Annotated in this window: 20 protein-coding genes; 6 read left to right on the top strand and 14 right to left on the bottom strand. The window is 51.6% G+C overall.

The features are described 5' to 3' along the window. Nucleotides 1–42 precede the first annotated feature (42 nt). Both BZG80_RS08050 and rpsU read right to left on the bottom strand, forming a co-directional pair. Nucleotides 43–486, bottom strand: a complete 444-nt coding sequence (locus BZG80_RS08050; protein WP_021022684.1) for a GatB/YqeY domain-containing protein — start codon at nt 484–486, stop codon at nt 43–45. A 24-nt stretch (nt 487–510) separates the two neighbouring features. Continuing rightward, nucleotides 511–726, bottom strand: coding sequence for a 30S ribosomal protein S21 (rpsU, locus tag BZG80_RS08045; protein ID WP_021022685.1), 216 nt, complete (start codon nt 724–726; stop codon nt 511–513). A 253-nt stretch (nt 727–979) separates the two neighbouring features. On the opposite strand from rpsU, the gene tsaD reads away from it, so the two are divergent. Continuing rightward, complete coding sequence (tsaD, locus tag BZG80_RS08040) at nt 980–2,014, top strand: tRNA (adenosine(37)-N6)-threonylcarbamoyltransferase complex transferase subunit TsaD (RefSeq protein WP_077679103.1); 1,035 nt, start codon at nt 980–982, stop codon at nt 2,012–2,014. 142 nt (nt 2,015–2,156) lie between these two features. Here the strand turns inward: tsaD and plsY are convergent, their stop codons facing one another. After that, nucleotides 2,157–2,762, bottom strand: a complete 606-nt coding sequence (gene plsY / locus BZG80_RS08035; RefSeq protein WP_077676588.1) for a glycerol-3-phosphate 1-O-acyltransferase PlsY — start codon at nt 2,760–2,762, stop codon at nt 2,157–2,159. Between the two features lie 170 nt (nt 2,763–2,932). On the opposite strand from plsY, the gene folB reads away from it, so the two are divergent. From folB to BZG80_RS08020, 3 genes are read left to right on the top strand one after another with little or no spacing between them, the layout of a single operon-like run. Further along, nucleotides 2,933–3,286 (top strand): dihydroneopterin aldolase, encoded by a 354-nt coding sequence (gene folB / locus BZG80_RS08030; protein WP_021022688.1) that lies wholly within the window; start codon nt 2,933–2,935, stop codon nt 3,284–3,286. Next, nucleotides 3,283–3,789 (top strand): 2-amino-4-hydroxy-6-hydroxymethyldihydropteridine diphosphokinase, encoded by a 507-nt coding sequence (gene folK, locus BZG80_RS08025; RefSeq protein ID WP_021022689.1) that lies wholly within the window; start codon nt 3,283–3,285, stop codon nt 3,787–3,789. Before folB ends, folK begins: the two co-directional genes overlap by 4 nt. After that, a complete protein-coding gene (locus BZG80_RS08020) occupies nt 3,786–4,583 on the top strand; it encodes an undecaprenyl-diphosphate phosphatase (RefSeq protein ID WP_077679102.1) in 798 nt (265 codons plus the stop codon). The genes folK and BZG80_RS08020 overlap by 4 nt, the downstream gene beginning before the upstream one ends. A 141-nt stretch (nt 4,584–4,724) precedes the next feature. Here BZG80_RS08020 and pmbA read toward each other — a convergent pair whose 3' ends face one another. Next, nucleotides 4,725–6,065: a metalloprotease PmbA gene (pmbA, locus tag BZG80_RS08015; RefSeq protein WP_077459905.1), complete on the bottom strand. Its 1,341-nt coding sequence runs from the start codon at nt 6,063–6,065 to the stop codon at nt 4,725–4,727. 128 nt (nt 6,066–6,193) lie between these two features. Between pmbA and yjgA the strand changes: the two genes are divergently transcribed. Further along, nucleotides 6,194–6,721, top strand: a complete 528-nt coding sequence (gene yjgA, locus BZG80_RS08010) for a ribosome biogenesis factor YjgA (protein WP_021022692.1) — start codon at nt 6,194–6,196, stop codon at nt 6,719–6,721. A gap of 36 nt (nt 6,722–6,757) precedes the next feature. Here yjgA and tldD read toward each other — a convergent pair whose 3' ends face one another. From tldD to csrD, 10 genes are all read right to left on the bottom strand, one after another. Then, on the bottom strand, nt 6,758–8,206 hold the full coding sequence (gene tldD / locus BZG80_RS08005; RefSeq protein WP_021022693.1) for a metalloprotease TldD: 1,449 nt from the start codon (nt 8,204–8,206) through the stop codon (nt 6,758–6,760). 67 nt (nt 8,207–8,273) lie between these two features. Then, nucleotides 8,274–9,092, bottom strand: a complete 819-nt coding sequence (locus tag BZG80_RS08000; RefSeq protein ID WP_021022694.1) for a carbon-nitrogen hydrolase family protein — start codon at nt 9,090–9,092, stop codon at nt 8,274–8,276. 2 nt (nt 9,093–9,094) lie between these two features. After that, the gene (locus tag BZG80_RS07995) at nt 9,095–12,952 is read right to left on the bottom strand and encodes a YhdP family protein (protein ID WP_077679101.1); all 3,858 of its coding nucleotides are present in this window, start codon (nt 12,950–12,952) and stop codon (nt 9,095–9,097) included. A 3-nt stretch (nt 12,953–12,955) separates the two neighbouring features. Next, nucleotides 12,956–14,425, bottom strand: coding sequence for a ribonuclease G (rng, locus tag BZG80_RS07990; protein WP_021022696.1), 1,470 nt, complete (start codon nt 14,423–14,425; stop codon nt 12,956–12,958). A 50-nt stretch (nt 14,426–14,475) separates the two neighbouring features. Continuing rightward, entirely contained in the window at nt 14,476–15,042 is a 567-nt protein-coding gene (locus BZG80_RS07985; protein ID WP_021022697.1) for a Maf family protein, read from the bottom strand. A 9-nt stretch (nt 15,043–15,051) separates the two neighbouring features. Further along, nucleotides 15,052–15,540: a rod shape-determining protein MreD gene (mreD, locus tag BZG80_RS07980; protein WP_021022698.1), complete on the bottom strand. Its 489-nt coding sequence runs from the start codon at nt 15,538–15,540 to the stop codon at nt 15,052–15,054. Further along, entirely contained in the window at nt 15,540–16,472 is a 933-nt protein-coding gene (gene mreC / locus BZG80_RS07975; RefSeq protein ID WP_021022699.1) for a rod shape-determining protein MreC, read from the bottom strand. The genes mreD and mreC overlap by 1 nt, the downstream gene beginning before the upstream one ends. A 33-nt stretch (nt 16,473–16,505) precedes the next feature. Continuing rightward, nucleotides 16,506–17,549 (bottom strand): rod shape-determining protein, encoded by a 1,044-nt coding sequence (locus BZG80_RS07970; RefSeq protein WP_077459908.1) that lies wholly within the window; start codon nt 17,547–17,549, stop codon nt 16,506–16,508. 158 nt (nt 17,550–17,707) lie between these two features. Beyond that, a complete protein-coding gene (locus tag BZG80_RS07965) occupies nt 17,708–18,217 on the bottom strand; it encodes a hypothetical protein (protein ID WP_021022701.1) in 510 nt (169 codons plus the stop codon). Further along, entirely contained in the window at nt 18,214–20,193 is a 1,980-nt protein-coding gene (csrD, locus tag BZG80_RS07960; protein WP_021022702.1) for an RNase E specificity factor CsrD, read from the bottom strand. The genes BZG80_RS07965 and csrD overlap by 4 nt, the downstream gene beginning before the upstream one ends. Nucleotides 20,194–20,312: 119 nt before the next feature. Here csrD and BZG80_RS07955 point away from each other — a divergent pair. After that, nucleotides 20,313–21,196 (top strand): LysR family transcriptional regulator (locus tag BZG80_RS07955; RefSeq protein WP_108744109.1); only part of this gene is annotated, 884 nt, incomplete at its 3' end.

Below are 21,196 nucleotides of genomic sequence, written 5' to 3'. Positions count from 1 at the left end.
GTCCATAATGGAAAGCACGGCTTGTTATAAAGTGAGGAATATCTAGCCTAGGTGCGCTTTAACACGCTGGCTTACTTTCCCCATATCAGCACGGCCCTGCACTTGGGGTTTTAATACCCCCATGACGTTGCCCATGTCTTGCATTGACGAAGCACCCGTTGTTTCAACGGCTGCTTTCACCAATGCGTCGACGTCGTCATCGCTCAGAGGCTGGGGTAGAAATTCTTCTATCACCGCGATCTCAGCAAGCTCTACATCGGCAAGGTCGTCACGACCGGCTGCTTGGTACTGGGCTACGGAATCACGGCGCTGCTTTACATTTTTGGTCAACACAGCCAGGATTTCATCATCGCTTAGCGACTGACGCGTATCCACTTCTTGCTGCTTGATTGCTGCCATTACCAGACGAAGCGTACCGAGGCGCGCTTTGTCTTTTTGTTTCATCGCCGTTTTTTGCGCGTCTTTTAGACGTTCAAGCAATTCCATAGCATTTTCCTGAATCTATCGTTATTAGTACATACGTACGCGGCGTTGGTTTTCGCGTGCCAACTTTTTCAGGTGACGCTTTTGAGCAGCGGCTTTAGCGCGTTTGCGAACGGTAGTTGGCTTTTCATAGTTCTCACGACGGCGAACTTCAGAAAGAATACCTGCTTTTTCACAAGAGCGCTTAAAGCGACGCAGTGCTACGTCAAATGGTTCGTTTTCACGTACTTTAACTACTGGCATGTGCCTTTCACCTCGGGGGTTGTCAGTTACTGCTGGCGAACAATTGGCCAGCCTTGATTAAAAATGGTGCGAAATTCTAATCCGAAGAAGGGGTGAATGTAAAGCGCATCTAGCGAATTACTTCTAAGCCATGTAAGATTGCGCGCACGGTCAGTCTATTCTGACCCTCTCTTCTCCGCTTCGATCATCACATTATATCATGTGGGCAATGATCTTAAATACACAATCTATTGGCTGTTAACCTGAGGTTATGATGCGCATTTTAGGCATAGAGACATCTTGTGACGAAACCGGCGTTGCGATCTACGACGATCAGGCAGGGCTTTTGTCACACCAACTTTACAGTCAGGTAAAACTGCATGCCGATTATGGCGGCGTTGTTCCCGAGCTGGCCTCACGCGATCATATCAAAAAGACCTTGCCCTTAATTAAAGCGGCCATGGCGCAAGCGAACCTTACGCCCGACCAACTCGATGGCATCGCCTATACTGCCGGCCCAGGTTTAGTGGGTGCGTTACTGGTTGGATCCACCATTGGCCGCAGTCTTGCGTATGCATGGCAAGTGCCCGCCGTGGGTGTTCACCATATGGAAGGTCATTTACTCGCGCCCATGCTTGAAGACAATCCGCCCGCTTTTCCTTTTGTCGCCTTGCTGGTGTCAGGCGGCCACACCTTATTAGTAGAGGTGAAAGGCATTGGCCAATACCGTATTTTAGGTGAATCGATTGATGATGCTGCCGGTGAGGCGTTTGATAAAACCGCCAAGCTAATGGGCCTTGACTATCCGGGAGGGCCCTTGCTGTCGAAACTCGCCGAAAAAGGCACCCATGGCCGCTTTACCTTTCCGCGTCCGATGACTGACCGCCCAGGGTTAGATTTCAGCTTTTCTGGCCTGAAGACCTTTGCGGCCAACACCATTGCGGCCAACGACACCGATGATCAAACACGAGCAGACATTGCCTATGCATTCCAAGATGCAGTCGTCGATACGCTGGCAATTAAGTGTAAACGCGCCTTAGACCAATGTGGCCTGAATCGTTTGGTGGTTGCCGGTGGAGTCAGTGCTAATCGTTATCTACGTGAAAAGCTCGATGTGCTGACCAAAAAACGTGGCGGCGATGTATTCTATCCTCGCCCTGAATTTTGCACCGATAATGGCGCGATGATCGCCTACGCGGGCATGCAGCGACTTAAAAACGGTGAGCATATGGGACTCGGGGTTAAAGCTCAGCCTCGTTGGCCACTAGACACACTCGCGGCTGTTGATAGTGAACAGACAGACTCATGACATGACGCGATAACCCGTGGCGAATCAATAAGTCGCACCATCGCGAAAATAGTGCAATCATCCCCAAAAGGCAGCCATCGGCTGTCTTTTTTGATTTAGGCACGGTGGTATCTCGCTCGGTGCATCGCGCTTGTATCGCGCTCTATCGCTCTCGCCGCCACCAACGAAGTAAAACAGGCTTTTCTTCTCCATCCAATAACCGTCGGATATTGTCGTAATGGCGAAATAAAATCAGGCAAGAAAGCATGGCTACGGGCATGGTAAATTGCGGCTTAATCCACCAGGTAAACAGCGGGGCGACAATCGCGGTGACGATCGCGCTTAATGACGAATAGCCGGTTAAGACCAAGACTAGCCCCCAGGTGGCGACCAGCAATCCAGTGAGACTTAACCCGATCGGTGCCATTGCGCCGAGCGCGGTAGCAACCCCTTTCCCGCCTCGAAAATGAAAAAACACCGGATAAATATGACCAAGGCATGCAGCAATCGCGATTAGCCCCAGTAAAAAAGGATTGATCCCGACTAAGTAACTAAGCCACACCGGGATCGTGCCTTTGAGCATGTCGCATAACAGCACCAGTGCCGCCGCAAACCGTCCACCGAGCCGATAAACATTGGTCGCGCCTGGATTTTTAGACCCTTGATCTCTGGGGTCGGGTAAGCCAAAGGCACGACAAACCAGAACGGCACTAGAAACAGAGCCGAGTAAGTAGGCAGCGATGATGATGGCAATGGCCAGTGCAGTCATGTGAAATCCCTAGAGTTTGTGCCGCATTCGTTGCTATAGTGCGCCCACGTTCATCGATAAACCTATCATGGATCGGAACGTATCACGTATCCATCTGTCAATGGACACATCCAATGATACGAACTTTCTTACCACAGTGGTATCCGACCTGTCACGGAGTGTGAAAAAACATGGATTCCGTATTCATAGAACAACTCGACGTGTACACCACTATCGGTGTTTACGATTGGGAACAAACCATCCAGCAAAAGTTGGTGTTCGATATTGAAATGGCGCACGACAATCGCCCTGCGGCCCAACAGGATGACGTCACCCTTGCGCTTGATTATGCTAGCGTCAGTGACGCCGTTATTGCCCACGTTCAAGCCAGCCGCTGCGCACTCATCGAGCGCGTCGCCGAAGAGGTTGCGAGCCTGATCCAATCTCAATTTGGCGTGCCTTGGGTGAAAATCCGCGTCGCCAAACCCGGCGCTGTGGCGCCCGCACAGTCTGTAGGCGTTGTTATAGAGCGAGGCACACGGTGACACAAGCATTAGTCAGTATCGGCTCGAACATTGAGCGCGATTTTCATATTGAAGCGGCCGTTCACGCTCTGCGTCAACTCGATCCACAGTGTCGGTTTTCTCGCATTTTTGAAGCCGAGCCGGTCGGGTTTGAAGGCCCTAACTTTTATAATCTCATTGCCGAACTTCATACCGCCCAGCCATTAGAGACCTTTTGGCAGGCCATCCGCGATATCGAACGGCAGCATGGCCGTCAGCGTGATGACATTAAGTATCGCGATCGTACCTTGGATATCGACTTACTCATCTTTGGTGATCACTGTCAACCCAGTGGCCCTACCTTACCCCGCAACGATATCTATAAATTTGCTTTTACCCTTTGGCCGCTCGCCGAACTGTGTCCAACACAAGCGGTGCCGGGAGATGGTCGTACCTTCGCTCAACTTTGGCAGGCATTTGACCAGCACCAACCACTATGGCCTATTGATACGCCGGCCTATTTGAAGGATCAATCATCATCATGAGCCTATTCGAAGCCTTCTTTTTAGCCTTGATTCAGGGACTGACTGAGTTTCTTCCCATTTCCAGCTCCGCGCACCTGATCCTCCCTTCCCAGTTATTTGGTTGGGCCGATCAAGGGTTAGCGTTTGATGTGGCCGTGCATGTGGGCACGTTGGCGGCAGTCATCGGCTATTTTCGCCGTGAAGTCCGGAATTTGCTCGGCGCGTTTTTCGCATCCTTAGCAGGAAAACACAGCCGCGATAGTCAATTAGCTTGGATGATCGTCTTAGCGACTATCCCAGCTTGTCTTGCCGGGCTGTTCCTAAAAGACTTGATAGAATTGTACTTACGCTCGGTATGGGTGATCGCAGCCACTACCTTGGTATTTGGCGCCCTATTGTGGTGGGCCGATCGTCACGCGCGGCTTGCCAATGACGAATACCAAACCACCCAGTCGCGGGCATGGTTGATTGGTATCGCACAAGCGCTGGCATTAATCCCAGGGACATCTCGCTCTGGCGCGACCATCACCGCCGCCTTAATGCTGGGCTACACACGCGAAGCCGCGGCAAGATTCTCGTTTTTGATGTCGATTCCGATCATCACTCTGGCGGGTTCCTACCTTGGTTTGCAACTGGCAACGAGTCCTGAGCCGGTTGCGTTAGAGCCAATCGGTGTGGGCGTGTTGGTTTCGTTTGTCAGTGCATATGCCTGTATCCACGCGTTTTTGAAATTGGTCACGCGCGTGGGAATGCTTCCTTTTGTTATCTATCGTCTGGTACTCGGCGCGGTCTTAATCGCTTTTATCGCCGGATAAAACAGGCACCGCTGAGTAAAAAAAACCAAGCACGAGAGCGCTCGTGCTTGGTTTATTTTTTTGCCTCGGCTTTTTTACCTCGTCCTAATTGCAGCGCTACGTCCTGATTGCAGAGGGTCGTGGTCGAGTGGCTAAAACACCTTACTCGCCAGCCACCTTCATTGAATCTATAATGATCGACCCGGTTTGAATCTGACTACGGGTTTCAATGTCAGTGCCGATGGCGACGATATTGGCAAACATGTCATTCAAGTTACCAGCAATGGTGATCCCACTGACTGGGTACTGTATTTCGCCCTTTTCCACCCAAAAACCAGCGGCACCGCGTGAGTAATCGCCGGTGACTGGGTTAACACCTTGCCCCATCAGTTCGGTAACCAGCAATCCGGTTCCTAATGTTTTAAGCATGGCATCCGTATCTTGGCCTGTGTGGCTTACGTACCAGTTATGAATCCCGCCGGCATGACCTGTGGGTGCCATATCTAGCTTACGGGCGGCATAACTGGTCGCTAGGTAGGTTTTCAAGATCCCTTGCTCAATAATGCGTCTGTCTTGTGTGATCACCCCTTCGCTATCAAACGGCGCACTGGCGGCCCCTTTACGCACATGGGGCAATTCATTGATAGTGAGCCAATGCGGAAATATCTGCTCGTCCTTTTTGTCTAATAAGAACGAGGATTTGCGGTACAGTGCCGATCCGCTAATAGCCATGACCAAATGACCAAACAACCCCGTTGCGACACTACGATCGAACATCACGGGCACTTGGCATGTCGAAACACTGCGCGGGTTCAAACGGGCAACCGCATGTTTGGCCGCTTCAACCCCGACAAATGCAGGGGTCCATAAATCGGCTTTGTCACGCGCCACTGTGTAGCTCATGTCACGCTCCATGCCGCCCTCGCTTTGCGCAATCACCGAGCAGCTTAGCGCCTGTTGACTTGACGGATAGCTCCCGAGCATACCGTGGCTATTGCCATATACTCGGATCCCATAGTGACTGTCATAGCTGGCACCATCACTGAACTTGATCCGGCTGTCATGATTCAGGGCTGCTTGCTCAGCTTCAATCGCCAATGCCGCGGCGGTATCCGGTTCGGGCTCATCCGGATAAAACAAGTCCAAATCCGGGTAGTCGAACGCCATCAAGTCTTTCGGCGCCGGACCACCAAAGGGATCGGGCGAGGTATAGCTCGCGATTTCTAACGCGGCTTCGACCGTTTTAGCTATCGCTTTTTCAGATAAATCGGTGGTGGAGGCGCTGCCTTTACGCTGATCGCGATACACGGTGATGCCGAGCGCACCATCTTGATTAAATTCAACGTTTTCGACTTCGCCCATTCGCGAGCTTACACTGATGCCGGTACTTTTGGTGATAGCGACTTCGGCTTGATCACTTCGCGCCGACGCCATATCTAGCGCACGACTTACCGCTTGGCGAAGCTGCTGCTCTTGTTCAGCGACCTGTTGTTTCACACTCATAGTTGACCTTTTTGATTCGCATTCGAGTTCGACATCGTGAGCTCAGCGAGGCTATGATAAAAAAGCCCGCGTTTGGGCGCGTTTCTTGTTAACATACGTGTCATTGCACATTCTCACTGAGGTTGAACATGGGCCGTAAAAATAAACCCGCTCCCTGGGAGGAAGAGGAAGAAATCATCTGGGTTAGCAAGTCCGAGATGAAGCGCGATATGCTTGCTTTACAATCGCTCGGCGAAGCGCTGGTTAAACTCAAACCCGCGGTATTAGAAAAATTCCCGCTTGATGACAACTTGCTCTCTGCGATTCTCGACGCACAACGTTTAAAAAACGAAGCCCGTCGACGCCAGCTCCAGTACGTGGGCAAATTGATGCGATCGCGCGATCCTGAACCGATACAAGCGGCGCTCGATAAGTTGCAGAACAAACATGCTCAACATAGCATGGCGCTACAAAAAATTGAGCAGCTACGCGATCGTATTATCGATCAGGGCGATAGTGCGATTAGTGATGCGCTCTTACAGTATCCTGATGCTGACCGTCAGCGTTTACGCCAGTTGGCACGTCAGGCTCAAAAAGAGCAACAGCAAAATAAGCCGCCCAAGGCCTATCGCGAGATCTTCCAATATCTCAAAGGCTTTTACGACCAAAGCCTATAAAACAATACGCCAGTGCCTCGCACTGGCGTAGATTGGTTAAGATTCGGTGCCACCGACGGTCATCGCATCTAATTTCAATGTCGGTTGCCCAACACCAACAGGCACGCTTTGCCCGGCTTTCCCGCAAACCCCAACGCCAGGATCAATCGCCAGATCATTGCCCACCATCGATACCTGCTGCATGGCTTCAACACCACTGCCAATTAAGGTCGCGCCTTTCACCGGAGTAGTGATTTCACCCTTTTCAATCAGGTAAGCTTCTGACGTAGAGAATACAAATTTCCCCGAGGTGATATCGACCTGCCCGCCGCCAAAGTTCGGCGCATATAAGCCTCGCTCAACACTGGCAATGATCGATTCAGGGGTACTGTCTCCACCTAACATATAGGTATTGGTCATGCGTGGCATCGGCAAGTGTGCATAAGACTCGCGACGACCATTCCCGGTGGGCGCCACACCCATGAGTTTGGCATTGTGCTTATCTTGCATATAGCCTTTGAGTACGCCATTTTCGACCAATACATTGTACTGGCCTGGCACCCCTTCATCATCGATGCTCAACGAGCCGCGACGATCGTTCATGGTGCCGTCATCAACGATGGTACACAGAGGAGAGGTTACTTGCTCACCAAGGCTACCGGTAAATACCGATGACTCTTTGCGGTTAAAGTCCCCTTCTAACCCGTGACCGACCGCTTCATGCAGCAACACGCCCGGCCAACCTGCGCCCAACACCACGGGCATCGTCCCTGCTGGTGCCGCGTCTGCACGAAGATTGACCAGCGCGAGACGGATAGCTTCATCAGCAAATTGCAACGCGCGCGACTTACCCGCCTGCTCGTGCAAAAAGACCTCGTAACCATAGCGGCCACCGCCACCAGCACTGCCGCGCTCACGACGACCATCTTGCTCAACTAACACTGAGACCGATAAGCGCACCAAAGGACGAATGTCGGCGCCATAGGTACCGTCCGTCGCCGCAATCAGCACTTGCTCATACAAGCCGTTTAAACTGGCATTCACTTCTTTGACGCGTGGCTCTTTAGCACGAATATAGCTATCGATTTCTTTTAATAAATCAATTTTCTGCTCACGCGTCAGGCTTCCCAGCGGATCAATGGGCCCATAGTAAGGGGTCGCTTGGACGGCACGAAAGGCGCTGACCTTACCGTGTCCACCCACAGGTGCAATGCCCCGCGCCGCAGTCGCACTTTGCATCAGCGCATCAATGGTAAGTTGATCAGAATACGCGAAGCCGGTTTTTTCTCCGCTAATTGCTCTGACACCAACACCTCGGTCGATATTAAAGGAGCCGTCTTTAATAATGCTGTCTTCCAGCGCTAACGATTCATGCCAAGTGGATTGGAAGAAAATATCGCCATAGTCAATCTGGCGACCGCTTAAGTGCGCCAGCGTCGCATGAAGCTGCGACTCACTCACGCCCGCCGGGCGCAGTAAGGTTTCTTCGACCTGTTCCAGACTCATTCGCTTACTCTTGGTTGTGGCCGCCGAGCTGGCAGCCGAAAGAAAAAGATAACGCGCCGAGGGTGCGCTATTTCAGTTGGCTTTGCAACCGGGTATGAGACAGTACGGGCATCTTGCCCCGAATGGATTCACTGACACTAAAATCAAGCTCTGCCCACGTCACCCCAGGTTCACGCCCCAGGGATGTGACCACTTGCCCCCAGGGATCAATAATCATCGAGTGCCCCCAGGTTTGCCGCCCTTTACTGTGCTCGCCACACTGGCCTGCGGCAATAATCCAACACTGGGTTTCAATTGCCCGAGCGCGTAGCAGGGGCTCCCAATGCGCTTGACCGGTCACGCGGGTAAAAGCTGCCGGCACGGTGATGACGTCGGCCCCTTGCGCGCGTAGCGCTTGGTACAAAGGCGCGAACCGTAGATCGTAACAAATGCTCAACCCTAGGCAACCGAAGGGCGTATTCACCGTCGACAGTTGGTCGCCCGCGGCAAAGTAATCTGATTCTCGATACCGGCCATGCGCATCAGCCACCTCGACATCAAACAAATGTAATTTATCGTAGCTGCCCCGAAGATGCCCGGCATTATCGAACACTAAACTGGTACTGCTCAGCAGCCCGTTGTCATTTTGGATGGGAAAAGCGCCCACCACTAACCAAAGGTCGTACTGGTGCGCCAACTTGGCAAGCTGTTGCTGTAACGGGCCATGGCCCAATCGTTCAGCATGACGTTGATAATCACGTTTCCCGCCAAACACTAACGCATTTTCTGGGGTCAGCACCAGTTTCACGCCTTGATCACTGAGTCGGTGCAAACTGGCTTGCAGTGTCTTCATGTTATGGGCGGGATCGGCACTGGATGTCATTTGGATAACACCGGCTTTCATCATGCTCACTCCTTGGCTTTTTCTGCCTGCTCGCGCAATCGTTCAGTCGCTTCGGGGGGAAGGGCTAACGCTTCTTGGTTACGCGACACTTCCCGAATATCTGGTGTGCCAATCGAACCTGTCACTTGGTAGCGTACTTGGGTAAACACATCCATCACCGGAGAAATTGCTGTCGTCACCGCGAGTACATACAGCGCGGTTTGCGGCGTAACCGCAAAGGCACTTAATACCGGGATCCCTGAGGTAATATCCGGCGTAAAACGCACATCCGCATTGACTTGGTTTTCCACTAAATTGGCAATACCTTTGATAACCATATCACCGGCAATGCCATCCATGCGGATATTATCGGTGACCAAGACGCCATTTGTGATCACGGCCCGCCCCGTGATGTCATCAAACGCCAGCCCATCGTCAAACACGCCCGAGAAATCGAGCTGAATTTTACGCAAAATAGAATCTAAGCTAAATAACCCTAACAGTTTGCCCGCGCCACCAACACCACTGATATAACCGTCTTGGATATCCGCACTTACCTCGCCATTGAGGCTGGATATATCAGCTTGCCAAGGTAAACCGGCATAATTCAGTGCGGCTTGGGTGGTAAAGCTTGCATCTTGGATCCCACCACTGACGCCAAATCGTCCCATGAGATCCGAGGTACTTTCGCCACCCAGTGCTAACGTCAATGCGGTTTGATGGCGCCCTTGTTTATCTATCCGCCAATGCCCATTGACCGCTGCATGGTTATTGCCGCTTTTTACCGTCAGTGGCGACAGTGTTAGCTGCTGATCGTGTTTATTGACAACGGCCTCGACACGTCCCAGTCGATACCCTTCTAACCAAAGATCATCAATCGTGAGGCGTGATGGTGGAATGGCGGCCAGTAAGGCTTTGTCTGCAGACGTGGCTTGGGGATCCACAGGCTGAAAGAGTGGTGCGTCGGTAGGTTGGGTCTGGTCGGACGGCTGTCGATTGATATGCCAGTGATCAATATCGACAGCTAAACGACCTTCTATTGGCCAGTTTGCTTGTCCGCTGAGCTCTTGACTGCCGACCAGCACATGCCATCCCTTCGCTTTTTGACGCGCGGCCACTGATAAGTCATGAAAAGCGAGCTTCCCGGCCGAGAGTTGATCGACTTTGACATTCACACGTTGCGGTATCGGTAAGCCAGGGTATTGATGTTGCCGATCCGGCCATGCTTGCCGCACGTGTTTCCACACTGCGTGCCACGCGTCTACATCCAAGTGTTCAAGTGCCAGATCAAAGCGATGACCGCGAGTGGCGAGGAGTGTGGGTTGTTTATCGCCAACTTGCCACTGACTGGACACAAATTCTGGGGTCGCACCTTGGGTATTAATTCGTGCTTGATAATTCACATTTGGCAATTGCACGCGTCCCGTCAACCCTTCACGGTTACCGCTTGCTTCTATATGCGCCTGCCCTTTTTGCCAACGCGGTTTGTGAAGCGGCGCAGGCAGCGTTGATTGCAGTGGTGTCGTATCGACATCAATGCCGAGCTGGTAGTCAAACCCCGTATCATGAAGGGTAAGATCGAGCCCAGCCTGCCAACGTGCGCCTCCAGAAAGGTAAGGCTTGAGCGGCAGCGATAACTGGTTCAGCAATGGCACTATATCCCAATCCGCCTCGATACCTACATCCAACTGATAGCCGGCAGAGGCAGCTTCGCCCGCAAGATCTAGGTTGATAGCTTGCCCCAGCCACTGAGCACTCATCGATTGGGCCGTGATGCCATCGTCGTCAAACGCCAGTGCCCCCGAGACATTGTCCAAGGCCATAGCAGGCGTTTGAATCCTGACTTGGTTACCCGCAAAGTCCACCTTGCCGCTTGCATGAGGTTGCTCACCATCAAGCGGGATCGATAAACCTAACTGCGCATTGACTAATCCGTCGACGTTGATATGGGTTAAGGCGGCACCGACCGTATCCACTAATGGGGTGGCCAGCATATAGCGGTGCACCGCGTCTCCTGTCGCCGAGAGCGAGGCCTTGAGTTCAAGGCGACTGTCTGCCTCGGTCATGTCGACAATGTTTGCCTGAACCTGACGACTGACGGCATCGTTTAAGCGAACATGATCACCCTCAATCGTCAGGCCTGCGTTGTCGAACAAGAGTGTCGCATCAAGCTCTGTCAGCGTCGGCCAGGCGGTATCAAAGCTAAATGCCCCATTGCGCAGCGGCACTTTGGCTTGAAAAATGCCATCATGCTCACGGTATGGAAAACTATCTAGGGCACCAAACCAAAGGATTTCACTACCCTCGGCTTGGCCTCCTTGAATGGCACGTGATAAATATCCGGTCAATGATTCAGGCAGGGCGCGCGTTGGCAAATAACGCCACGTTTGTCCGGCATCGGTCACATCGGCATGGGCGTAAAGCGCAAGAAATGGCGCCCCCTGCTTGGGAATATCAAGACGAAAGGCGCCGGTTCCGTGAACATCTGCACTGGTGACCGCTGCCTTTTCGCTCCAAATCGATACGCCTTGGCTCGTCGGTTGCCAATTGAGGGTGAGCTGACCTTGTTCAAGTGGCAAAGGCGCTTGAAAAAAGTCGCCGTATGGCAGCGACTGCGCGCCAAGTTCAAGCTGTGCCTGACCACGTCCTCCCTCGCCAGATAGGGTAGCATTTAAGCCATGAAACGCCGGGAAATACCCCCAGCGTTCGGCCGACACCTCGGTCAGTGTCGCTTGATAGCGTAGCGGCGTTGTCGGTTTTTTGCTCAATGCGAGGGATTCAACCTGGCCCGCCGGTGCCAGCGCGGCCGCTATACGGTGCTGTTGTTCCGACTGACTGACCAAGCCGAGCAAAGGCTGTAATAAGGCAATATCCAGGTCGGCCGCATTGAGACGCCAACGCTCGTTCGTTCCTTGCCATGACAGCCGAGAAATCGCAGGGGCTGTGGTGGCATTTTGCTTCACCCATATTCCGTCCGTATCCACGCGCCACGCACGTTTGCCTTCTGCGGTCAGTTGGACTTGGCTATCTTTCACCGCCCAGGTTTTTGCCTCTTCCGCGCTGTCATGCCATTTAAGCGCGAGATCATCAATCGATAACAACGCATCACGGGGTTGGCCGCGTTCCACGCGCACCCAAGCTTGGGCATCTAAACGCGCCGCATCAATGGTCACTGAGGGCGTTAATGTTTGCGTGAGCCACGGCGCGAGATCCATCGCTTCACTGGCAAGATAAAAATCGCCAGTCAGGGTGTCGACGCCGTGGGTTTCAGTAAAAGCGGCTTTAACACGTACGGCTTCTAGCTGGGTGCCTTTCACCCCAATTCGCGCTTGTACCTGATGTTGTCCTGCTTGATTACGCCAAAAGAGATCCTTGAGGGTTAATACTTCTGTTTCAAGCGATGGGGTCACCAGGATGACTTTGGCGTTCGGTATCGAGAATTGGCCCAAACGAGCAAGGAAGAGATCTTCAAGCCGGGCACGCACATTGGTACCCGTGTCTTTTTCTGGCAACTGACCGGTATCCAGCACCAGGCCATCGAGTGTTACATGAGAAAAAACCGGTTGCCAACGCATCAGTGTTGCGGAGACATCAAGCTGTAAATCAATATGCTGAGCCGTCAAAAGCGCCGAACCATTATCGCTCGTCGCTAGAGAGACATTTTTTAATGTCAGTGAAGGGGTCAAATTACGCCACTGCCCGGCGATGCCCTCAAGTTGCGCACTGAACCCCGTCTGCTCAGACACCCATTGCCGTAACGGCGCTTGCAAAAGCTCAACATTGGGCAATAGAAAGCGCAAACCGCCTATCAATAAGGCGGTGATGACTATCATGCTGATCACGCTGGTCATTAACCAGCTGACACTTTTTCTTACCCAAGCCATGGCTTACATCATTACTACGTCAAACTGTTCTTGTGTATACAAAGGCTCTGACTTCACTTTGACTTGCTTACTAATAAATATTTCCAATTCAGCCACAAGGTGAGAGTCTTCACCCGCAAGGGCTTCAATGACTGCCGGCGCAGCATAGACAACAAACTTATCCGCATCATAGGTACGATTGACCCGAGTGATTTCTCGCAGCACCTCATAACAGACGGTTTCCACGGTTTTGACCGAGCCACGCCCGTCACACGTCGGACACCCGCCACACAGCACGTGTTCGATGCTTTCTCGTGTCCGCTTACGGGTCATTTCGACCAAGCCTAACTGGGTAAAGCCATTAATGTTGGTTTTTACTCTGTCTTGGCTCAATGCCTGCTCAAGCGAGTGCAGCACGCGACGGCGATGCTCATCCGTGCTCATATCGATAAAGTCGATAATGATGATCCCGCCCAGATTTCTCATCCGAAGCTGGCGTGCAATAGCGCGAGTGGCTTCAATGTTGGTATTAAAAATGGTTTCATCGAGGTTGCGGCGTCCAACAAAGGCGCCGGTATTAATGTCGATGGTGGTCATCGCTTCCGTCTGGTCGATGATCAGGTAGCCGCCCGATTTTAGCTGTACTTTACGCTCTAACGATCGTTGAATTTCGTTTTCCGTGTCATACATATCAAAGATGGGCGCTTGTCCGTCGTAATACGCCAACTTATCGGCTAATTCAGGCACAAATTCGGAGGTAAACTCTTGTAGCTTTTCATAGGCCTGTTTGGAATCGACCCGAATCAAGTCTAACTCAGTGCCGACAAAGTCACGGACAATGCGCTGCGCCAACGCAAGCTCGCCATACAGCATGGACTTGGTTTTATATCGGGCGCGTCGCTCTAATACCTTGTTCCATAATCGCTTTAAAAAGGCGGCATCTTGCGCCATTTCATTATCTGTTGCGCCCTCAGCGGCCGTGCGAATAATAAAGCCACCCAGCTCGTCACAATACTCACTGACGATGCTTTTTAGGCGTTTGCGCTCATATTCGCTCTCGATCCGTTGCGATACGCCCACATGGGCAGCGCCAGGCATGAAAACCAGATAGCGCGAGGGCAAGGTAATGTCAGTGGTTAAACGCGCGCCTTTTGTGCCTAGCGGATCTTTCACCACCTGCACCACAATATCTTGCCCTTGACGGACAAGTTCGGAGATATCGCGAACTTGAAATTGCTGTTTCTCGTTTTCTGATACGCATTCGGTATGAGGAACAATATCAGAGGCGTGTAAAAACGCGGCCTTCTCTAAGCCAATATCGACAAAGGCTGCCTGCATTCCAGGCAAAACACGACTGACCTTACCTTTGTAGATATTGCCTACAATTCCGCGTTTCGCTTCACGTTCTATGTGAATTTCTTGGAGGTTGCCCCCCTCTACCATCGCCACCCTCGTTTCACTGGGTGTGACGTTTATTAACAGTTCCGCACTCATGGTTTCCCCGATGTCTCAAAAGTGGGGCCTAGCGCCACTCGTTGGTGCGCTCAGACCGAAAATTGTTTGAGCAGTTGCTCGGTTTCATACAGTGGCAAACCAACGACGGCGTGATAGCTTCCATCGATACGGGTCACAAACTTACCGCCCAATCCTTGAATCGCGTATGCACCGGCTTTATCCGCGGGTTCCCCCGACTGCCAATAAGCATCAATCATCTTATCCGTCAGTGAACAAAACCAGACTTTGGTGGTGACAACGGTGGTGACTTGCTTGATGGCATTTGCCACTGTCACGGCCGTCATCACTTGATGCTCTCGCCCAGACAGCTGTTTAAGCATCCGGGTTGCATCGGCTTGATCTATCGGCTTTTCCAGTACTTGGTCACCATCAACCACAATGGTATCCGCGCCAAGTACCGGGATGTGCCCACCCGTTTGTATCACGCCGGCTCGCGCTTTATCTTGCGACAAGCGTGAGACATAGGCATAGGGCGATTCGCTCGCGTTTTGTTTTTCCTCTACATCGATGACGACACGGGAAAAGTTGACGCCCATTTCGGTGAGCAGTTCATGGCGTCGAGGCGATCCCGAGGCCAGGTATAAATCACAATGCATAGTCCCTCGCTAACGAATGGCAAACCGACGGCGTAACCGGCGCAATAGTAAGAACACCCAGGGCCACAGTATGAAGTTAAGCACACCCGCCCAAAGCTGTTCAGGGTTAAACTGTACGTTAGAGACTAAATACTCCGCCCAGAACTCGATCAATTTTCCAGCCAAGGTCAGTAAAGACAGTAAAAGCGCTTGGTGCCAATAGGACATATTGCGCAGTAATTGAAAATTAAGCGCGACAATATATATCAAAATGGCCATGGTCATCCCTCGAACGCCCAAGGTGGAGCCCAACATCAGATCCCATAACAACCCGACCACTAACGCTGTCCCGACATTCACTCGATGTGGCAACGCCAGAACCCAGTAAAATGCGACGAGCAAGACCCAAGAAGGACGAAAAGGCGCCAGTTCACCGGGCCACGGAGCGGCCTGCAAAATCAACGCAACCATGAAGGAGAGCCAAATAACCAATTGGCCACGAAATGTCACATTTGCCATTATGGTGATTCTCCCTCGCTACCTGACGACGGCGCAGAGTCAGATGGCGGGTTTTCTTGCTCAGATGACGATTGACTCATAGGCCGATCGGAGGGCGCATTATCGGCTTTTTCTGGGGTTGGCCAGACTAAAAGAAGATAACGTAACCGATCGAATTTTACTGCGGTTGTCGCGGTGACTTGCGCAAAGGGACGTTTATTATCAAACGAGAATTCTGTCACCGTGCCCACTGGATAGCCTTCAGGAAAGACGCCGCCAAGCCCGGATGTCACTAATTTATCGCCCACTTTAATATCCGTGCTACTCGGAATATTATCCAAACCGATATAGGCGGTGGTCCCACGGCCAGACGCTATCACGCGAATATCATTGCGCATCACTTGAACTGGCACCGCATGAGTAGGATCAGTGAGTAACAAGACACGGCTATTATGCGCACCGACATAAGCAACCTGTCCGACGACCCCGTGTTCATTGATCACTGGCTGCCCTTCATACACACCATTGGTGCGTCCTTTATCGAGCATCACTTGGTGTTTATAGGGATCAGAATCGACCGCCATCACTTCGGCGACCATTTTTCGTTCATCACGAATAAACGACGATCCGAGTAGCTCACGTAAGCGTTGATTTTCGCGCTCTGTCTGTGCCAATAGAAGCTGATCACTTTCGAGCTGCAACACTTGTTTGCGTAAGGCGCGATTTTCAGCCACTACACGTTGATGAGCGCGAAACTGCATCACTAATTCATCAAGGGTGTCACGAGGCACATTCGATGCATACTGAAGCGGTGCAACCAAGGTGTTGAGGAAATAGCGGACCCCGGCAAAAGCATCAAGACGACTATCAGCCAGCATAAGGCTGACTGATAGTAGAAGCGCGAAAAACAGGCGTAATTGCAGAGACGGTCCTCTGCCAAACATAGGTTTCATAATGAAAACAACCTGTTTGTTGGCACAGTCACGTTAATCTTCGCTAAAAAGATCGCCGCCATGCATATCGATCATCTCAAGCGCTTTACCCCCACCACGTGCAACACAGGTCAGTGGATCTTCCGCCACAACCACCGGAATCCCCGTTTCTTCGGTCAGTAAACGATCGAGATCGCGCAGAAGTGCGCCGCCGCCGGTAATCACCATGCCGCGCTCGGAGATATCGGACGCAAGCTCTGGTGGGCACTGCTCTAACGCCACCATCACTGCCGAAACGATACCGCTCAGCGGCTCTTGTAGCGCTTCCAAGATTTCGTTGGAGTTAAGCGTAAAGCTACGTGGCACACCTTCAGCAAGGTTACGACCGCGAACTTCAATTTCGCGCACTTCATCGCCCGGATAGGCTGAACCAATCTCGTGCTTAATGCGCTCTGCCGTCGCTTCACCAATCAAGCTGCCATAGTTACGGCGAACATAATTGATAATGGACTCGTCAAAACGGTCACCACCAATACGCACTGATGAGGAATAAACCACACCATTAAGCGAGATGACCGCCACTTCGGTGGTACCACCACCGATATCAATCACCATCGAACCGGTCGCCTCGGAAACCGGCAGGCCAGCGCCAATCGCCGCGGCCATCGGTTCGTCAATCAGATAAACTTCACGCGCACCCGCGCCCACGGCTGATTCGCGAATGGCACGGCGTTCAACTTGGGTAGAACCACAAGGCACCGCCACTAGCACTCGTGGGCTCGGACGCATGTAGCTATGATCATGCACAGACTTAATAAAGTGCTGTAACATTTTTTCGGTGACATAAAAGTCAGCAATGACGCCGTCTTTCATCGGGCGGATCGCGGCAATATTACCTGGCGTTCTACCCAGCATTTGCTTCGCATCATGACCCACAGCAGCCACACTCTTAGCAGAACCCGCGCGGTCTTGACGAATAGCGACAACAGACGGCTCATCCAGAACAATGCCCTGTTCTTTTACATAAATCAGTGTATTGGCGGTTCCCAAATCAATCGATAGATCGTTGGAAAACATCCCGCGAAGTTTCTTAAACATGATGGTCAGTTAATCCTGCAAGCTGTGAAATCAGACAAATTGAGCTAAATGTATCAACGCGCACGGTAAGCAGCAAGATACGGTGCTTTAAACCTGAATGAGATCTGTGTTTTTTTTCAATGCGCTGTCATTTTGATGATTTTTCCATCAAAAACGCATCATTCCCTTTGTTTTTCTGCCGCGGGTGACTGGCATGATTCACCGATCACCAACGTCGTGGACGCTTGTTGTGAAGCCGTTGCCTCCTGATACATCAAATAACACGCGGGCGCTGGCTGCTCATGGAACAACCAAATAAAGTCAACGCGGTTTTGTTCAGGGTATCGTCGTATCTGCCAACGTGTGGTGTCCTGCAGCGCGCTCACTAACTTAGGCAGCGCACTGATTTGGGGATAGCCATATGTTACGCCTATGTCGATACCGTCGACGGTCAGTGATTGAGCAGGCTGATCGGTGATTTTCTCAGCTTTCGCCAAGGAATACGTCCGTGTCGAGGCACTATCAATACCACTTTTTAACCCTTTCAGCGCTGACACATTCGCATCGGCTTCATAATCATAGAACTTAGGTACCGCAATGACGACAAGAACTGACAAAATACTGACTAATAATACGGCTTCTAACCATCCACGTCCCTGTTGAAGTGCTTTTTTTTCCCTCAGCGTCATCGTTTTCCCCAACGGCGTCGCTTTTTCTGGGCAGGATGCGGTGACATTTCGGCACCCAGCAAACGCCCTTGCCCACCTGCCACACCAAGATCTTTCACCACGGACCACTCCTCATTCGTTTCCACACCGACGGCAAGCACCTCCGTGCTGGTTGCTTCACAAGCGCCCAACACACTGCGCAAATACAGCTGGTTTTCAGGGCGTTGGTGAATATTGCGGACCAGGCTACGATGCAGCTTGATATAAGCCGGTTGAATATCTTTTACGTAGTGAGTGCTCACTATCGTTCTGCCTGCTTGGTCAACGACAAGTCGGCACCCTAACGCGGCAATCATTCGTAAGCAAGGTCGCGCGGCATCAAAGTGCGAGACTAAAGCGCCCTCCGAGACTTCCACCAGCAGTCGATTTAATGTACTGCGTGGAGTTTGTAGCAAGGCATCACGCAGCCAAATCACAAATTCGCGCTGACATAGTGAGTATGCACTAACATTCACTGCATAGTTATCAATATAATCACGCGTTTTTAGCCACCATAACGCACGTCCTACGGTAGCCTTGTCGAAAGTAACATCCATGCCGACCCACTCGACCCCGGGCCAAAAGCGCGATGCTTTTAACACTTTACCTTTTTCGTCTTTAATTCGACCCAAAAGTTCATAATGGAGACGGGTTTTGCCATCTCGTGCAAACACGGGTTGGCGGTAGAGCATGGGGCCTTCACCCGCCATTACCGACTCGAGTAAGGTTCGCCAACGTACACTGCCGCGTTTATCCAAACGGCTGAGTTGTTTATCAAACTGTGACCAGCCATTTTGTCCTGTTAGCTCCGCCGCTTTTAGCGCTCGCTCAGCTTCATCCATTAATCGGCCACGCCGCTCCCCCGCGCCAAAAGAAGTCATGCCCAAATGAAACCAGTTATCTTTATCCAACGCCTCTGACGGTGTCAGTTTATCTAAAGCGTTGGTGATTTGCGCCAAGAAAGGATGCACTTCATCCCCTGCCTGGTTGACCAATAAGATGGCAAAATCAGACGCAAAGTAACGCGCAAGCACGGCATCGGGAAAACGCTGAGTCGCATTAGAGAGCACGTTACCGATAGCTTGAATCAAGTGATCCGCGGCCTCTTGACCATGTTGCGCGACCAACTCATCCCAGTCGGCGACACGGACTAAAATAACACTGCCTTGGCTCGCATCATCGGTGGCCAGTGTATGCAGCCGGTTATCAAACATCACGCGGTTCGCGGCTCCCGTCAGCTGATCGAGAAAGGTATTAGTGCGGATAAAGGTGTCAAAACGACTCCGCTCTTGCCGAGCCTCTTTAAGCTCCTCAATGAGCTGACTCAACGCAGCACTCGCGGGAATAGGCCATTCTCGAGGGTCGCCTTGCTGTGCCTCATCCAGGCGGCCCGCCAAAACTAATCGGCCACGCTGTTCCAATACTTCACTGCCATACAGTTGCCGCCGCAACCATCCGATCCCCCACGCTAAACCAAGGACAATCACCAAAATCGCCGCCGACAACGAAAAGAGGGGGCCAATCGAATACGCAAACTCGGCATAAGGCGGGACAAATGTGAGTTTCACGGCATAACCAGGATGACTGTCGAGCGGAATATCTCGCGTGATAACTTGTTGTGTGGCGATCGTTTGATATTGGATTTGTTCGTATTGATACAAGATCCCGGTTTCTGAATAGATGGTCAAAGAGGTCACGTCACTGGCTTTGAGCATTTTGGGCAACCAGCGTGAAAAATACTGATTGTCTCGTTGCTCGCTCGCCATCTCTTGATCAATCACCTCGACCATGCCATCGACGTAATGCGAGATAAAGTCGATCCCCAGCTGGCGAAAACTGATAGCGCCACCAATAAATAAGACGAAAATGGCGCACACCACGATTAAGGTGACAAATGCAACGAGTCGGTTGGTCAGCTTCATTCCGCTGACTTTAATCGCATTAGCTGTTCTATCCATGATTCTCTGCTGACTGAGGTCGCCTTTTGGGGCTCGTAGCCGCTATTATCAGGCTTAGTGATCATAATGTGAATGCCTAGCCACCATCCGTGGCTACCTTTTCTTCCCCAAGAGGACTCATGGACTGGATTACCTGTACCAAAAGCTTTATTTGTGTGGTCGATCAGGGCTCGTTAGCACAAGCTGCCACGCAACTACATACCTCAAGCTCAGCCTTATCCAAACGCCTGAGTTGGCTTGAGCGCCAGCTTGGCGTGCAACTGTTAAAACGCACCACCCGAAGCTTGTCGATGACCGATGCCGGTGATCTTTTTTATCACCGAGCAAAAACCTGGGTCGACGATTGGCAACAATTAGTCAGTGAAACCACGTCTACCTTTGGGGAAGTCAGCGGCATATTACGTATTGGTGCGCCATTGGTGACAGGGAACCGTTTTCTGGTCAACTTTATTGCTGAGTTTCTTGAGATTTATCCGAAAATCAAGGTTGAGCTCACCACCTTGACCCCAGGACAGCTCCCTGATCTTAATCTTGATGTGGTGATCAGCCGCGAGCTCGAGTACTTCAACTCTGCCAGCTATATTGCGGCAAAGCTGTTTGATTTTCAGCCTGGCTTTTTTGCCTCACCCACCTATCTTGCTCGGCACGCGCCGATAACCCACCCTGACCAACTAAGCCAACATAATATTTTGCTCTATGGTCACTCCCATCAGCCTCAAGAGCGGGTCTTCGAAGATGGCACACGTTTGCAGTTATCGGGGAACTTTGTCTCGCCTAACCCTGAAGCCTTAGTGAGCGCCGCGGTCATTGGCATGGGCATTATTTTAGGAGGGGCTGGCACCGTGCAAAAAGAAATTGATCAGGGCTTATTGGTTCCCGTATTGCCTGCACTCAAGCAGCCACGCTCATCGGCTTATGCGTATTACCCCAAGTTGGAATACAACCACACGAAGACCAAGCTATTTATCGATTTTATTAAACAAAAAGTTAAACAGTTGTACAT

Origin of the sequence: Salinivibrio sp. MA440, assembly GCF_001996265.1 — a bacterium.
Lineage (GTDB): Bacteria > Pseudomonadota > Gammaproteobacteria > Enterobacterales > Vibrionaceae > Salinivibrio > Salinivibrio costicola.
Note: the sequence above shows the minus strand (reverse complement) of the source record. Positions and strands in the feature narration are given on the sequence as shown.

Excerpts from the sequence above, each read along its gene's own strand:
- BZG80_RS08050 (WP_021022684.1), bottom strand. The coding sequence starts at position 486 with ATGGAATTGCTTGAACGTCTAAAAGACGCGCAAAAAACGGCGATGAAA.
- rpsU (WP_021022685.1), bottom strand. The coding sequence starts at position 726 with ATGCCAGTAGTTAAAGTACGTGAAAACGAACCATTTGACGTAGCACTG.
- tsaD (WP_077679103.1), top strand. The coding sequence starts at position 980 with ATGCGCATTTTAGGCATAGAGACATCTTGTGACGAAACCGGCGTTGCG.
- plsY (WP_077676588.1), bottom strand. The coding sequence starts at position 2,762 with ATGACTGCACTGGCCATTGCCATCATCATCGCTGCCTACTTACTCGGC.
- folB (WP_021022688.1), top strand. The coding sequence starts at position 2,933 with ATGGATTCCGTATTCATAGAACAACTCGACGTGTACACCACTATCGGT.
- BZG80_RS08020 (WP_077679102.1), top strand. The coding sequence starts at position 3,786 with ATGAGCCTATTCGAAGCCTTCTTTTTAGCCTTGATTCAGGGACTGACT.
- pmbA (WP_077459905.1), bottom strand. The coding sequence starts at position 6,065 with ATGAGTGTGAAACAACAGGTCGCTGAACAAGAGCAGCAGCTTCGCCAA.
- yjgA (WP_021022692.1), top strand. The coding sequence starts at position 6,194 with ATGGGCCGTAAAAATAAACCCGCTCCCTGGGAGGAAGAGGAAGAAATC.
- tldD (WP_021022693.1), bottom strand. The coding sequence starts at position 8,206 with ATGAGTCTGGAACAGGTCGAAGAAACCTTACTGCGCCCGGCGGGCGTG.
- BZG80_RS08000 (WP_021022694.1), bottom strand. The coding sequence starts at position 9,092 with ATGATGAAAGCCGGTGTTATCCAAATGACATCCAGTGCCGATCCCGCC.
- BZG80_RS07995 (WP_077679101.1), bottom strand. The coding sequence starts at position 12,952 with ATGGCTTGGGTAAGAAAAAGTGTCAGCTGGTTAATGACCAGCGTGATC.
- rng (WP_021022696.1), bottom strand. The coding sequence starts at position 14,425 with ATGAGTGCGGAACTGTTAATAAACGTCACACCCAGTGAAACGAGGGTG.
- BZG80_RS07985 (WP_021022697.1), bottom strand. The coding sequence starts at position 15,042 with ATGCATTGTGATTTATACCTGGCCTCGGGATCGCCTCGACGCCATGAA.
- mreD (WP_021022698.1), bottom strand. The coding sequence starts at position 15,540 with ATGGCAAATGTGACATTTCGTGGCCAATTGGTTATTTGGCTCTCCTTC.
- mreC (WP_021022699.1), bottom strand. The coding sequence starts at position 16,472 with ATGAAACCTATGTTTGGCAGAGGACCGTCTCTGCAATTACGCCTGTTT.
- BZG80_RS07970 (WP_077459908.1), bottom strand. The coding sequence starts at position 17,549 with ATGTTTAAGAAACTTCGCGGGATGTTTTCCAACGATCTATCGATTGAT.
- BZG80_RS07965 (WP_021022701.1), bottom strand. The coding sequence starts at position 18,217 with ATGACGCTGAGGGAAAAAAAAGCACTTCAACAGGGACGTGGATGGTTA.
- csrD (WP_021022702.1), bottom strand. The coding sequence starts at position 20,193 with ATGGATAGAACAGCTAATGCGATTAAAGTCAGCGGAATGAAGCTGACC.